The following is a 12,738-nucleotide window of genomic DNA, read 5'->3' as shown; positions in this document are numbered from 1 at the left end:
ACGAACCCGGTCGCCCGGTCGCCGGCCGCGCTCGGGTCGTCGCCGGGGGGGGGGGAGACGTGCGGCGCGGCGCGCGCGACCATGCCGACCATCATCGCGGCGCGCAGGTCCGCGGCGGGGCCGGGCACCTCGGCGGCCGGGTGGGCGCGCGTGCCGACCTGAGCGGCCCGCTCGCGCGTCCGCTCCTCCTCGTGCTCCACCATTTCGACCAGCAGCGCCAGCCGGTCCAGCCGGCGCGCGTTCCGCTCGCTCTCCCAGCGCCGGGCCAGGTGCACGCCGGGCGAATCCGGCCCGCTGAACTGGACGAGCACCGTGGCACCCTTGTCCATCAACGGTTTCACCGCGCCGGTCAGGACCTCTTCCGGCGCGCGGGCGGCGTCGACCCCGGCCACCGCCACGGCGACGTCCTCCGGGTGGGTCGCGAGCACCGTCGTGACCTCCTCGGTGCTGATGCCGGCGCTGACGTGCTCGGCCACCTCGTCGGCGGTCTTGCCGGTGGCGTCGACGATCGCGGCGAGCCGATCGCCCCGGCCCGGCCGGGCCCCGCGGCGCTCGCGGCGGACCTGGGTCAGGAAGTCCCGGACCACCGCCGAGTCGCGGTCGCCGATGACGACGACCAGGGGGCCGGACGGCGGCCGCGGCGGCTCCCCCACCCACCGGGCGACTTCCGGGACGTGCCGCACGATCGTCTCGACGGGGATCAGGTAGGCGAGCCCGAGCCGTTCGTCGGTGTATTCGGTGACGACCATGCCGAGCACGGCGTCGGTGGCCTTGTCGATCACCCCGGCGCCGCTGAACCCGCGGCGGACGCGTTCCCCGGGTGGCTTCGAGTTCAGCTGGATCCACTCGCTGCCCGCACCGGCCGGGCCGGCCAGCACGGCGTCGTTCACCCAGACGCCGTGCTGGTGCGGCGGCGGGAAGCCGTAGGTGTGGACCACCCGGTCGCGGACGGCGCCGAGGCGCACGAGCGGCGCGCCCGGCACGCCGGGGAAGGCCTCGCTCAGCTCCAGCAGCGCGATGTCCCCACGGCCGTCGGCCAGCGGCGGCACCCAGCACCCCGGCCGGACGCCGGCGTACGCCTCCGGCGTGCCGGGCAGGCCGACGAAGCGGACCACGAGCTGCCCGGCCGGGCAGCCGGGGCGCGAAAGCGCTTCCTCCCCGGCGGCCTGCACGACGTGCGCGCAGGTCAGGATCGTGGATTCGCCCAGCAGCATGCCGGCACCCAGTGTCCGGCCCGACGAGTCCAGCAAGCACACCCGCCACGGTTCCGAATCCCCCGCGCGCCCAGCGGAACTACCTCCGTCGTGCTCCCTCACCGTGAGCGACCTTACGGCGGCGCACCGACCGTCCGGGGCCGGTTCGCCCGCTTTCCCCGGCAGACCACCCGAACGGCCGCAGGGCGGTGAGTCACCGTCAGCAACTCACCACCCGGCGCGGTGCCCGGTGGGAAACGGCCCCCTCGGTTCGGCGATCCGGTCAAGCGAGCGTGCGCAGCCGGCGCAGCGCGAAGTACACCAGCGCCGCCGTCAGCAGCACGAAGATCCCCGTTTCGATGCCCTGGAACGCCCAGAACCGGTCGCCGGGCTGGTACTGCAGCCAGTTGTACGCGCCGGGACCGGCCTCGCTCGGCCCGCAGCCGCCGGGGCCGCACGGGCCGATCTCGGCGTTGGGCAGCACCATCTCCCCCGCCGCGTTGCGGATGCCCTGGGACAGCACCCAGTCGCCCGACGCCGTGTTCGGCGTCTGGTTGCCGTCCGGGAAGAACGTCAGCGCCCGCGCGGGCAGGTAGCGCGGCCGGGCCAGGACCTCGATCGCGACGCGGATCGCCGCGAAGCCGACCAGCGCGATCCCCATGGCGGGCAGCACCTTGCGCCAGTACGTCCCCGCGAAGACGCCCAGCGCCAAGGCGAACAGCGTGTACGCGATCGGGACGACCCCCTGGACGTCGAACGAGAAGTAGCCCAGCCGCCCGGTGCTCGCGGTGACCAGCGGCTGGAACCACCACGAGACGCCCAGCGCGTACACGACCGCCAGCACCACGGTGATCCCGCCGACGAAGCCGAACTTCACCAGGGCCCAGTGGAGGCGGCTGACGCCTTGGGTCCACACGAGACGGTGGGTGCCCTGCTCGACCTCGCGGGCGACCAGCGGCGCGCCGAAGAACACGCCGACCAGCACCGGCAGGACCACGAACAGCACGGCGACGAACACCATGCCGCCGAACTGCTGCTCGAACTGGTGGCCGAGGCCGCCGCAGCGGCCCACCTCCTCCGTCTGGGTGATCAGCGACGCGCTGCCGAGCGCGGCGCGACAGGCGGGCAGGCCGAGACTGTCGAACTTCGTGTGCATCGCCAGGCCCGTGGGCACCATGATCGCGGCGAGCGCGACCAGGGCACCGAGCGTGAACAGCGCCTGCTTGCGGTGCTGGCGCCAGGTCAGCCAGATCATGCCGGCACCTCCCACGCGGTCGCGGCGACCCGAGGCTCCGACGCTTCGGCGAGGTGCGCCAGCACCAGGTCCTCCAAGGTCACTTCGTGCTCCGTCCACAAAGGATCAAGCGGCCCGTCGCCGCGGCGGACGAGCAGCGTCGACTGACGTTCGGTGTGGCTCGCGCGGACGACCTTCGCCACGCCGGCGATGGACTCGCTCCCGGCCCGCGGGCCGACGAGCGTTCGGTGCGTCTCGAGCAGCTCGTCGACCGCGCCGGTCAGCTGGACGCGGGACTGCTGCAGGACGACCAGGTAATCGCAGCTGCGTTCGAGGTCGGCGAGCAGGTGCGAGGACAGCAGCACGGTCGTCTCGCTCTCGGCCACCGCGCCCATCAGCGCCTGCATGAACTCGCGGCGCGCCAACGGGTCCAGGCTCGCGATGGGCTCGTCGAGCAGCAGCAGCCGCGGGCGTTTGGCCAGGGCCAGCGCGAGCGCGACCTGCGCCCGCTGCCCGCCCGAGAGCTTGCCGACCGGCTTGTCCGGCGGGATGCCGAGCATGGCGAGCCGTTCGCGGGCCAGCGCGGCGTCCCAGCGGCGGCGGTTCAGCTTGCCGCCCATGGTGACCAGCTCGGCGGCGGTGAAGTCGCGGTACAGCGGGGTGTCCTGCGCGACGAACCCGACGTCGGGGAGCACGGACCGCGGGTCGCGGCCGAACACGCGCACCTCCCCGGCGTCGGGCCGCAGCAGCCCGACGGCCAGGTGCAGCAACGTCGTCTTGCCCGCGCCGTTCGGGCCCACCAGCGCGGCGATCCGCCCGGCGGGCACCTCCAGCGCGCAGTCCTGCAACGCCCAGGTGCGCCCGTAACGCTTGCCCAGCGCCCGGGCCTGCACGGCCAGCTCCATCTCCGGAACTCCCTACGCAAGGTTGCGGGGCACTGGCGTGCCGCGCAACGTGGTCTCGATCAGGGCGGCGATGTCGTCGGCCGACATCCCCGCAGCTTCGGCGCGCTCGAGCCAGGCCACCAGCTCGTCGCGCAGCTGCCCCTGGCTGCCCAGCGACGGGCCGGCCAGGCTGCCGGTGACGAACGTGCCCACCCCCGGCCGGCCTTCCGCGAGCCCCTCCAGGACCAGCTCGCGGTAGGCCTTGAGCACGGTGTTCGGGTTGATCGCGAGCGCTTCGGCCACGGACCGCACCTTCGGCAGCTGGTCGCCGGGGCGCAGCAGGCCGACCCGCAGGGCCTGCTTCACCTGGACGACGAGCTGCATGTACGTGGCGACCCGCGAGCGGCCGTCCAGGACGAACTCGATCACCCGGCACCTTCCTATTGTCCTACGACATTAAGACAACACCTCCGAGCGCGCCGCTGTCAAGGAGCGGCCGCCGGGCATAGGGTCTCGATCGGGACGCACCCCCGGCACCAGGAGGCAGGCATGTCGTTGTTGGACGGACTGGGCAAGGCGATCACCGAGGGGACGATCGAGATCGTCGATCTCACCGCGCCGCTGAGCGCGAGCACGCCGATCCTGCAGCTGCCGGAACCGTTCGCCAACACCATCCCGTTCCGCCTCGAGGAGATCAGCCGCTACGACGAGCGCGGCCCGCGGTGGTACTGGAACGACATCCACACCGGCGAGCACACCGGCACCCACCTCGACGCCCCCGTCCACTGGGTGTCCGGAAAGGACGGTCACGACGTCTCCCAGGTGCCGCTGAAGACCCTGGTCGCGCCCGCGGTCGTGCTGGACTTCTCGGCCAAGGCCGCCGAGGACCCGGACTTCCTCCTCTCGATCGACGACGTCCGCGCCTGGACGGCCGAGCACGGCCCGCTCCCCGAGGGCGGCTGGCTGCTCTACCGCACCGGCTGGGACGCGCGCAGCGACGACCAGGAGCAGTTCCTCAACGCCGACGAGGCCGGCTCGCACGCGCCCGGCGTCTCGCCCGAGTGCGCGCGGTGGCTCGCCGAGGAAACCCCGATCACCGGGCTCGGCGTGGAGACCGTCGGCACCGACGCGGGCCAGGCGCCCGCCCTCGAACCGATGTTCCCGTGCCACGAACTCCTGCTGGGCGCCGGGAAGCACGGCCTGACGCAGCTGCAGAACCTCGCCTCGCTGCCGCCGACCGGGACGCTGCTGGTCGTCTCGCCGCTGCCGATCGTCGGCGGGTCCGGCAGCCCGGCCCGCGTGCTGGCCCTGGTGGAGCGGTGAACGTCGCCGAACTCGTCGGCCGCACGCTGGCCGGCCTCGGCGCCGGGACGGCGTTCGGCGTGGTGGGCAGCGGCAACTTCGAGGTGACGAACGCGCTGCGCGCGGGCGGCGTCCGGTTCGTCGCCGCCCGCCACGAGGGCGGCGCGGCCGGCATGGCCGACGCCTACGCGCGGATGAGCGGCGAAGTCTCGGTGCTGTCGCTGCACCAGGGCTGCGGGCTGACCAACGCCATGACCGGCATCACCGAGGCGGCCAAGAGCCGGACGCCGATGCTCGTGCTCACCGCCGACTCGGCCGGCGCGTCGGTGCTGTCGAACTTCCGCGTCGACCAGGACGCGCTGGCCGTCGCGGTCGGCGCGGTGCCGGAGCGCGTGCACTCGGCCGCGAGCGCGGTCGCCGACACTGTGCGGGCCTACCGGACCGCACGGCAGCAGCGCCGGACGGTCGTGCTGAACCTCCCCCTCGACGTCCAGGCCCAGCCCGCGCCCGCGGAGCCCGGGCCGCTGCCGTCGATCCCGGGACCGGCGGCATTGCGCCCGGACGCCGCCGCGGTGGCCGAGCTGGCCGAGCTCCTCGCGGCCGCCGAACGGCCGGTGTTCGTCGCCGGCCGTGGCGCCCGCGGTAGCCGGGAACCGTTGCGGGAACTGGCTTCGCGCTGTGGTGCGCTGCTGGCGACGTCGGCTGTCGCGCACGGGCTCTTCCACGGCGAGGAGTTCGCGCTCGGCATCTCCGGCGGGTTCGCGTCCCCGGCGGCCGCCGAGCTGATCGTCGGGGCCGACCTCGTCGTCGGCTGGGGCTGCGCGCTGAACATGTGGACCACGCGGCACGGGAAGCTGCTCAGCCCGCACGCGAAGCTCGTCCAGGTCGACCTCGAGCAGAGTGCGCTCGGCGCGCACCGGCCGATCGACCTGGGGATCGTCGGAGATGTCGCGTGCACCGCCGTCGACGTCCTGGCCGTGGCGAAGGAGCAGCAGGGCTACCGCACCGAGGAGGTCGCCGCCCGGATCGCGGCCGGCCGCTGGAACGACGTCGAGCACGAGGACCTCTCCCGAGGCGGCCGGATCGACCCGCGGACGCTGAGCAGGCTGCTCGACGAACTGCTGCCCGCGGAACGGATCGTCTCGATCGACTCCGGCAACTTCATGGGCTACCCGAGCGCCTACCTCTCGGTGCCCGACGAACAGGGGTTCTGCTTCACGCAGGCGTTCCAGAGCATCGGGCTGGGCCTGGGCACGGCGATCGGCGCGGCGCTGGCCCGCCCGGACCGGCTGCCGGTGCTGGGCACCGGCGACGGCGGCTTCCACATGGCACTGTCCGAAGTGGACACCGCGGTCCGGCTCGGCCTGCCGCTGGTGGTGATCGTCTACAACGACGCGGCGTACGGCGCGGAGGTCCACCACTTCGGCGACGCCGACCTGACCACGGTCCGGTTCCCCGACTCCGACCTCGCCGCGATCGGCCGCGGCTTCGGCTGCACGGGGGTGACGGTCCGGTCGGCCGAAGACCTCTTCGCGGTGCGCGAATGGCTCGCGGGTCCACGCGGCGAGCCACTGGTGATCGACGCGAAGATCGCCGACGACGGCGGGTCGTGGTGGCTCGCGGAGGCGTTCCGGCACTGAGCCGGCCGTGATCCGGGCACCGGCCCGGCCTTGACAGCGGCCCGGGCGGGCTGGATGCTGACCGAGTTGTCTTACTGTCGTAAGACAGCAGGTATTCTTCCGGGGAGCTCTCATGCGCTTGGTCAAGACCGTCCTCGCTGTGCTCGCGGCCGCCACCCTGGTGGCCGCACCCGCCGACGCGGGCCGGCCCCGGCCACCGTCCGATCCCGCCGGCGCGCTGCTCGCCGCGTTCGACACCCATTCGATCGTCGCGAAGTCCAGCCCGGACCCCGGGCCGTTCGTCTTCGACCTCGTCCGGGACCCGCGCTTCCCCGGCAAGGTGAACGACATCGTCGTGGAGTGCGGGAACTCGCGCCTCCAGCCCCTGCTGGACGCGTACATCGCCGGCGGTGACGTCCCGGACATCAGCCGCGTCTGGCGGGACACGACCCAGCCGAGCTGCGGGTTTTCGTTGTTCTACGAACAGCTTTTCGCCCTGGTCCGGCAGGTCGACACGACGCTGCCGGCGGCGCGGAAGATCCGGGTGCTGGCGGGCGACCCGCCGATCGACTGGAGCCGCGTCCAGAGCCCGGCGGACATGGAGCCGTTCCACGAGCGGGACGTGTCGATCGTGTCCGTGGTGAAGACGCAGGTGCTGCAGAAGCACCGCAAGGCACTGATGTTGTTCGGGCTGGGGCACCTGAAGCACGACGGCGGCAGCGCGGCGGTCGCCCAGCTGGAGCGCGAGTACCCCGACACGGCGTACGTCGTGGCGGACCACTACGGGTTCACCTCGGACAACGCCCGCCTGGAACAGCGCCTGGGCTCCTGGCCCGCTTTGGTGCCACTGAAGGGTTCCTGGCTGGGCACGCTCGACACGACGTACTTCCCGACGAGCCGCGACTACCCGCCGGGCACCAAGGGCTTCCCCGGCGTGGACGCGTACCTGTACCAGGGCCCGGCCGACCTTCTGCTGCGCGAGCCGCTGTCGGCGCGGGCAATCCTCGACACGGACTACCTGAACGAGCTGCGGCGCCGCGCGACGGCGATCGACGCACCGCCGGACGGGCTGGCGTGGCCGGAGTTCTTCTTCGAGCGCGAGCGGGCGTCCGGAGTCCTGCTGCACGGCTAACCCACGCGATGGGACACCCAGACGTTCGGTTCTACGTAGACCGCGAAGTCCTGCGCGGTCGACACCAGCACCGGGGCGAGCGCGCCCGGGACGATCGCCTCGCCGTCGCGGTCGAACGGCAGCCCGGTCCAGCGCCGCCAGTCTTCGAGGGGCGCCTGGACCGTCGCCGAGCAGGGCGCGACGGCCTCGATCCGGCCACCGGCACGCACATGTGTACGCAGCCAGCGGTCAGCAGGCAGACCGTCCGCCCGCGACTCGGCGACATAGTCCGGCATCGGCATCGCAGGGACGGCGGCCTTGTCCGGCGGCCGCACGGGGATCACGAGCGCCCCCAGCCCAGCGGACGCGACGGCCGAGCGCATCCCCTCCAGCACCGTCCGGGAGTGGCCCCGCCCCTGGTGCTCCGGGTGCACGGCGATCTCCAGCGCGCAAGCGGTATCGGGAGTCACCTCGTCGAGCGCGTCTTCGGCAGCCCACACGGCCACCTCGTCCCAGCCGCGGCTGGGGAGCGATCCGCGACCGCGGAACGGCACCATGATCCCGCGCGCGACCGGCCGGTCGTCTTCGAGCAGCGCGACGACCAGGTGCGGCCAGCGGCGCGCCACCCGGCGGCCGCGCACCAGCAGGCTCGCGAGGCTGCCGGCCATGAACTCCGGCGAGTCCGGCGGGTACGGGATCGCGTAGGTGGCTTCGGCGAGGTCCGGGCGCTGAGCCAGCGTGACGAGCACGTCAGTTCCCCCGCGACCACGATTCGAGGGCGATCAGCGTCTTCGTGCCGGTCACCTGGTGGTGGCGGCGGATCTCGTCGATCGTCTTCTGCAGGTGCGCCATGTCGCGCACCCGCAGCCACACCAGCGCGTCCGGGTCGCCCGCGATCGTGAACACCGCCTGTGCCTCGGGCATCCGCGTGGTGGTGCGCAGGATCTCCGCGACCTTCGTGTTCCCGACGAACCGCAGCTCGGTGAACGCCTCGATCCCCCAGCCCAGCTTCGCGTGGTCGACCTGCACGGTGAATCCGGTGATCACGCCGGTCTCCCGCAGCCGGTCGATGCGGCGCTTGACCGCGGCCGTCGACAGCGTGACGCGGCCGGCGATGTCGGACAGCGTCCGGCGGGCGTCCTCGCGCAGCAGGCCGAGGATCTCGTGGTCGGTCGCGTCGAGCAGGTCGTCGGTCATGCGTCCGAGCGTAAACGGACGCAAAAATCGGGACCACTCAGTCACTGGATACGCTGAACTTTGCGTGTGGCACCCCGATCCGGCTCCGGCTGTTGCGTGGCTGTGGTCCCCGTCGCACTGTGCTCCGAAACATCGTGCCGGGAACAACAGACGCGAAGGAGGCTTGCGCCGTGGAGACGTTCACGCTGGACGACCGGTACCTGCGAGAAGCGGGGACCGTGCACCTCTCCGGGGTCCAGGCCCTGGTCCGGCTGCTGTTCGACCGCGTCCGCCACGACCGCGCCCACGGCGGCGACCCCGCCGTGTTCGTCTCGGGCTACGAGGGCTCCCCGCTGGCCGGCTACGACCTCGAACTCGGCCGCCGCGCGAAGCTGCTGGAGAAGCACGCCGTCGTCCACCGCCCCGGCCTCAACGAGGAGCTGGCCGCGACGTCGGTGATGGGCAGCCAGCTCGTGGCGGGCGCCGGCGGGCGGCGTGGCGTCACCGGGTTCTGGTACGGCAAGGCCCCGGGCCTCGACCGCGCCTCCGACGCCCTCCGCCACGCCAACCTGGCCGGCACGGACCCGCGCGGCGGCGCGGTCGCGCTGGTCGGCGACGACCCGAACGCGAAGTCCTCGACCGTCCCGTGCGCGTCCGAGCTCGCCCTCGCCGACCTCGCGATCCCGATCCTCTACCCGGCCGACTCCCAGGACGTCCTCGACCTCGGCATGCACGCGGTGGAGCTGTCCCGGGCCGCCGGGGTCTGGACGTCACTGAAGGTCGTCGCCAACGTCGCCGACGCCTCGGGCACCGCGACCGTGAGCCCACAATGGACGGCCCCCGAGATCGAACGGGCCTACCGCCACACGCCGACGTCGCGCCTGCTCGGCACGAGCCTCGCCGAGCTGGAACGCAGCCTCTTCACCGTCCGGCTGCCGCTGGTGCTCGACTACCTGCGCGCGGCCGGCGTCAACCGGATCACCGCGCGCGGCCCGGCCGACCGGATCGGCATCGCCTCCGCCGGAAAGTCCTACCTGGACGTCCAGCAGGCGGTTCGCGCCCTGGGCCTCGACGCGGAGGCCTTGGAAAAGCACGGCATCCGCCTCCTCAAGCTCGGCGCGATCCACCCCCTCGAACCCGGCATCGTCCGCGAGTTCGCCGACGGGCTCGACGAGATCGTCGTCGTCGAGGAGAAGCGCGCGTTCATCGAGACGGCGCTCAAGGAGGTCCTCTACGGCGTCCCCGGCGCGCCCGCGATCACCGGCAAAAAGGACCGCGACGGCCGGACGCTGTTCACCGAGCTCGGCGAGCTGGACCCGGACGCCGTCGCGACCGGCCTGGCCCGGCGGCTGCCCGAAGGCATCGCGTCGGTGGACACCTACAAAGCGCGCCGCCGTCGCGAGCGCATTTCGGTGCCGCTGCTCGCGCGGACGCCGTACTTCTGCTCGGGCTGCCCGCACAACTCGTCGACGAAGGTCCCCGAAGGAACGCTGGTCGGCGGCGGCATCGGCTGCCACGCGATGGCCCTGTTCATGGAGCCCGACCAGGTCGGCACGGTCCTCGGCGTGACGCAGATGGGCGGCGAGGGCACCCAGTGGATCGGCATGGCGCCGTTCGTCGAGGCCGAGCACTTCGTCCAGAACATCGGCGACGGCACGTTCACCCACTCCGGCAGCCTCGCCGTGCGCGCGGCCGTCGCTGCCGGGGTGAACATCACCTACAAGCTGCTCTACAACTCGGCCGTGGCGATGACCGGCGGCCAGGACGCCGTCGGCGGGCTCCCGGTGGAGAAGGTCGCCGAGCTGCTGCTCGTCGAGGGCGTGAAGCGGGTCGTGATCACCAGTGACGCGCCCGCGAAGCTCCGCCGCCGCAAGCTGCCCGCCGGCGTCGAGGTCCGCGACCGGACCGAACTCCTGGGCACGCAAGAGGAACTGGCTGCCATCAAGGGCGTCACCGTGCTCATCCACGAGCAGGAGTGCGCGGCCGAAAAGCGGCGGAAGCGCCGCCGCGGCAAGCAGACCACGCCCGCGACGCGGGTCGTGATCAACGAGCGCGTCTGCGAAGGCTGCGGCGACTGCGGCACCAAGTCGAACTGCCTGTCGGTGCAGCCGGTGGCCACTGAGTTCGGCCGCAAGACCGCGATCCACCAGTCGTCGTGCAACGTCGACTACTCCTGCCTGGCCGGGGACTGCCCGTCGTTCGTCACCGTGGTGCCGACCGGTCGCAAGCAGCGCCGGAAGCTCGGCGAGCTGGCCTCCGACGCCGTCGCGGCGCCCGCACCGGCCGCGTCGAAGGACTTCTCCGTGCGGATCACCGGCATCGGCGGCACCGGCGTGGTCACCGTGACGCAGATCCTCGCCACCGCCGCGGTGCTCGACGGGCGGCACGTCCGCACGCTCGACCAGACCGGGCTGGCGCAGAAGGGCGGCGCGGTGGTGTCCGACCTGAAGGTGACGGCGGAGCCGGTCGAGCAGGCCGCGAAGCTGGCCGCCGGCGAGTGCGACCTCTACCTGGCGTGCGACGCGCTGGTCGGGGCGGACGCGGCCAACCTCGGCGTGGCCGACGCCTCCCGCACCACCGCGGTCGTCTCCACCACCGAGGTGCCGACCGGCCGGATGGTCGTCGACACGACGGTGTCCTTCCCGGACCCGGGCAGCGTCCTCGCGCCGCTGGAAGCCGCGGCGGCGCGCACGGTCTCGCTGGACGCGCGCGGCCTCGCCGAAGAGCTCCTCGACGACGACCAGTTCGCGAACGTGCTGCAGCTCGGCGCGGCCTTCCAGACCGGCGCGATCGGGCTGCCGGCCGCGGCGATCGAGCAGGCGATCGAGCTGAACGGCACCGCGGTGGCCGCGAACCTGCAGGCCTTCCGCCGCGGCCGCCAGCTGGTGGCGGACCCGGACGCGCTCACGACGCCGCCGGCACCGGCGCGGCCGGTCACCCAGCCCGCGGCACGGAAGCTGGTGGACGCGTCGCCGGAGTCCGAGCTGGCCCGGCTGCTCGACGTCCGGATCCCGGACCTGGTCGCCTACCAGGACGAGCGGTACGCGCGGGCGTACGCGGAGTACGTCGAGCAGGTGCGGGTGCTGGAGGACGGGCCGACGGAGATCACCGAGGCGGTCGCGAAGCACCTGTACAAGCTGATGGCCTACAAGGACGAGTACGAGGTCGCGCGGCTGTCGCTCGACCCGGCCTTCGCGGCGGATCTCGAGGAGCAGTTCGGCGAGGGTACGAAGTTCGCCTACCGCCTGCACCCGCCGGTGCTGCGGGCGCTCGGGATGAAGCGCAAGATCAGCCTGGGCCCGTGGTTCCGCCCGGCGTTCCGGCTGCTGCACGCGCTGCGGCGGCTGCGCGGCACCCGGTTCGACCCGTTCGGCCGCGCCGAGGTGCGGCGCGTCGAGCGCGAGCTGATCGAGGACTACCGCGCCGCGGTGCTCGAGGCCTTCCGCGCGGCCGACGTCGACCGCGCGCAGGTGCTGGCGCTGGCCGAGCTGCCGGACCTCGTCCGCGGCTACGAGGACGTCAAGCTGGCCAACGTCGCCCGGTACCGGGAGAAGCGGGCCGAGGTCCGCACGCCCGTAAATAGCTCACGCCCGTAAATAGCTCAGCATCGCCTGGGCTTCGTCGGGGACGCGCAGCTTCGCGCTGACGTCCCCGGCGTGCTGCCGGGCGGCGGCGGTGCCGATGCCGAGCAGCCGCCCGATCGTCGGCACCGAATGGCCTTCGGCCAGCAGCGCGACGACCTCGCGTTCGCGCGCGGTGAGCGTCGTGACCGGGTCGCCGGGGCGCCGCCGGGCCAGCTGGACGGCGACGACGTCGCGGTCCAGCACCGTGCCCCCGGCCGCGACGCGCTTCAGGGCGTCGAGGAACTCGTCCGGCTTCCCGACGCGCTCCTTGAGCAGGTACCCGGCCCCGCCGCCACCGGCGGCCAGGAGGTCACCGGCGTAGCCGTCCTCGACGAACGCCGAGAGCGCGAGGATCGCCAGCCCGGGCGCGAGCCGGCGCGCTTCGAGGGCGGCCCGCAGGCCTTCGTCGGTGAACGTCGGCGGCATCCGGACGTCGACGACGGCCAGGTCGGGGGCCACCGCGTCCACCGCGGCCACCAGGTCACCGGGGTGGTCGACGGCGGCGGCGACGTCGAACCCCTCGCTGCGCAGGAGCAGCACCAGCCCCCTCGCGCAGCAGGGCGTCTTCTTCCGCGATGACAATGCGCACGGCGGCT

At 73.0% G+C, this 12,738-nt stretch carries 10 protein-coding genes and 1 pseudogene; 4 read left to right on the top strand and 7 right to left on the bottom strand.

All coding sequences use genetic code 11. The annotated features are described in order from the left end of the window. The 4 genes from AB0N03_RS08515 to AB0N03_RS08500 form a co-directional block, all read right to left on the bottom strand. A partial coding sequence (locus AB0N03_RS08515) for a hypothetical protein (RefSeq protein WP_364367397.1) occupies positions 1–1,214 on the bottom strand: 1,214 nt, incomplete at its 3' end. A 262-nt stretch (positions 1,215–1,476) separates the two neighbouring features. After that, entirely contained in the window at positions 1,477–2,448 is a 972-nt protein-coding gene (locus AB0N03_RS08510) for a transporter (RefSeq protein WP_364367394.1), read from the bottom strand. Beyond that, positions 2,445–3,332: an ABC transporter ATP-binding protein gene (locus tag AB0N03_RS08505; RefSeq protein ID WP_364367391.1), complete on the bottom strand. Its 888-nt coding sequence runs from the start codon at positions 3,330–3,332 to the stop codon at positions 2,445–2,447. The genes AB0N03_RS08510 and AB0N03_RS08505 overlap by 4 nt, the downstream gene beginning before the upstream one ends. 12 nt (positions 3,333–3,344) lie before the next feature. Further along, entirely contained in the window at positions 3,345–3,740 is a 396-nt protein-coding gene (locus AB0N03_RS08500; RefSeq protein WP_364367388.1) for a GntR family transcriptional regulator, read from the bottom strand. A 120-nt stretch (positions 3,741–3,860) separates the two neighbouring features. Between AB0N03_RS08500 and AB0N03_RS08495 the strand changes: the two genes are divergently transcribed. From AB0N03_RS08495 to AB0N03_RS08485, 3 genes are all read left to right on the top strand, one after another. Then, on the top strand, positions 3,861–4,634 hold the full coding sequence (locus AB0N03_RS08495; protein ID WP_364367385.1) for a cyclase family protein: 774 nt from the start codon (positions 3,861–3,863) through the stop codon (positions 4,632–4,634). Next, positions 4,631–6,253 carry a thiamine pyrophosphate-binding protein gene (locus AB0N03_RS08490; RefSeq protein ID WP_364367382.1) on the top strand — a complete coding sequence of 541 codons (1,623 nt, stop codon included), beginning with the start codon at positions 4,631–4,633 and terminating at the stop codon, positions 6,251–6,253. The genes AB0N03_RS08495 and AB0N03_RS08490 overlap by 4 nt, the downstream gene beginning before the upstream one ends. A gap of 112 nt (positions 6,254–6,365) precedes the next feature. After that, positions 6,366–7,364, top strand: a complete 999-nt coding sequence (locus AB0N03_RS08485) for a hypothetical protein (RefSeq protein WP_364367379.1) — start codon at positions 6,366–6,368, stop codon at positions 7,362–7,364. Here the strand turns inward: AB0N03_RS08485 and AB0N03_RS08480 are convergent. Beyond that, a complete protein-coding gene (locus AB0N03_RS08480; RefSeq protein WP_364367377.1) occupies positions 7,361–8,092 on the bottom strand; it encodes a hypothetical protein in 732 nt (243 codons plus the stop codon). The two genes, AB0N03_RS08485 and AB0N03_RS08480, sit on opposite strands and share 4 nt — an antisense overlap. A 1-nt stretch (position 8,093) precedes the next feature. After that, a complete protein-coding gene (locus AB0N03_RS08475) occupies positions 8,094–8,540 on the bottom strand; it encodes an Lrp/AsnC family transcriptional regulator (RefSeq protein WP_155546399.1) in 447 nt (148 codons plus the stop codon). A 134-nt stretch (positions 8,541–8,674) separates the two neighbouring features. On the opposite strand from AB0N03_RS08475, the gene AB0N03_RS08470 reads away from it, so the two are divergent. Further along, positions 8,675–12,115, top strand: a complete 3,441-nt coding sequence (locus tag AB0N03_RS08470; RefSeq protein ID WP_364368109.1) for an indolepyruvate ferredoxin oxidoreductase family protein — start codon at positions 8,675–8,677, stop codon at positions 12,113–12,115. Here AB0N03_RS08470 and AB0N03_RS08465 read toward each other — a convergent pair. Continuing rightward, a pseudogene (locus tag AB0N03_RS08465) lies at positions 12,104–12,731 on the bottom strand (response regulator). The gene AB0N03_RS08470 and the pseudogene AB0N03_RS08465 sit on opposite strands and share 12 nt — an antisense overlap. Positions 12,732–12,738 lie beyond the last annotated feature (7 nt).

The organism is Amycolatopsis sp. NPDC051061, assembly GCF_040682935.1.
Taxonomy (GTDB): domain Bacteria; phylum Actinomycetota; class Actinomycetes; order Mycobacteriales; family Pseudonocardiaceae; genus Amycolatopsis.
Note: the sequence above shows the minus strand (reverse complement) of the source record. Positions and strands in the feature narration are given on the sequence as shown.